Origin of the sequence: Parafrankia sp. Ea1.12 (assembly GCF_900465275.1) — a bacterium.
Classification (GTDB): domain Bacteria; phylum Actinomycetota; class Actinomycetes; order Frankiales; family Frankiaceae; genus Parafrankia; species Parafrankia soli.
The window spans coordinates 1-1,472 of the sequence record NZ_UBIZ01000700.1; the positions used below are offsets into that span (position 1 = coordinate 1).

At 70.0% G+C, this 1,472-nt stretch carries 1 protein-coding gene; it reads right to left on the reverse strand.

Annotation, left to right across the window (positions count from 1 at the left end; genetic code table 11):
- The coding region (locus FMEAI12_RS35660; RefSeq protein WP_146776860.1) for an NF041680 family putative transposase at positions 1-1,247 on the reverse strand (1,247 nt) is incomplete at its 3' end.
- Positions 1,248-1,472 lie beyond the last annotated feature (225 nt).

The following is a 1,472-nucleotide window of genomic DNA, read 5'->3' on the forward strand; positions in this document are numbered from 1 at the left end:
GGGGTGAGCCGTCCTGGTGGGGCGGGTTTCTCCCAGGGGCGGCGTAGGTCGCGGGTCAGGGGTCGGGCGAGGCGGAGCTGGGTGTGGGCGGCGATGATTAGCCAGGTCCAGCGGTCGGCGGCCTGCGGGGTGCGGATCTTCGGGCGGGTCCAGCCGAGGGTCTGTTTGAACAGCCGGAAGGTGTGTTCCAGGTCGAACCTGCGCAGGAATGACTGCCAGGCGCGGTCGATGTCGGCGGCGGTGGCGTTGGTGGCGGAGGTCCACAGCCAGACGGGCGTGGGGTCTCGGTCGCCGGGCAGGTGGTCGACCTGCAGGCGGATGAGGGTCCCTTCGATGATCGGCAGGTCGCCGGGGTGGTCGAGCCAGCAGGTGCGGTGGGTGAGCCGGGGGTGTAGCCGGTTCCAGCTGGTCGCGGTGGCGGTGCCGTAGCGGCTGGTGTTGGTGATGGTGGTGTGCTGCGGTTCGGGCCAGGTCGCGGGCCTGTCGAGGGCGAACTCGGGGCCGTGCTTGGGCGGACGGCCGTTGGTACCTGGCTGTCTCGGTGGTTTGGGGAGCCGCAGGACACGGTCGGAACGGATCCGGCCGAGGACCTCGACGGGCAGGTCGGCCAGGACGAACGCCAGCCGGGTCACGTCATACCCGGCGTCCATCACGATCAGGATGTTCGGGTCGCCGTCGTGCCAGTGTCCGGCTGAGGTCAGGCGGCCCACGACCGCCCGGAGCTGGTCGGCGGTCACCGCTGTGGCGTCGTCGTCGGGGCCGAGGCGCACCGCGTCCAGGACCGCGGTCCACGACGTCCGGCCGGTTTCGAGGGCGGCTACGAAGGAGTACGGCCAGCCCGGGATCAGCTGGGACTGGTTCTTCGCCCGCCCGTGCACATGGCAGAACAGCCGCTGCGCGCTGGTCGGCGCGTCCGAGCGCAGCCACGGACTGACATCGACGGCCAGCACGAGTCGTCCGTCGGCGGCCGCGGGCAGCGGAAGGTCCGCGAGCGCACGTCGCAGCCGGGCGATCTCTAATCGGCCGCTGTTCAGCCCGTCGTACAAGGCTCCGTGGCCGCGACGGTGCTCCGGGGCCAGCGTCAGGTCGACCAGCGTCCGGACCGGGCCGTCGGTGCACAGCACCGCCTCCGCCGTTTCAAACAGCGCGTCCGCTCGGCGGGTCAGGCAGTCGTAGAACTCCTGCCGGAAGCGACACAGCCGTCCCAGAGCCTCGACGCGTCCTGGTTCGTCCTGCACACTGCCCATCACGACCTTCGGCTTGATCCGGCTTCTTTGGCGAGAGCACGATCTTCCGAAGGTCGTCCCACGTCACGAGGACACGCCGACCCGCCCCACAACACCAGGTATCCATTCACGGGTCCGCGCGGCTGGTCCGCTGAGCTGGGTTGATGTGTTGGGATGACACGCTGGGGCCGTTGCTTGATCGGGTCGGCGGTCTGGTGATGATCGTGGGCTGTGGCTGACCCGTCC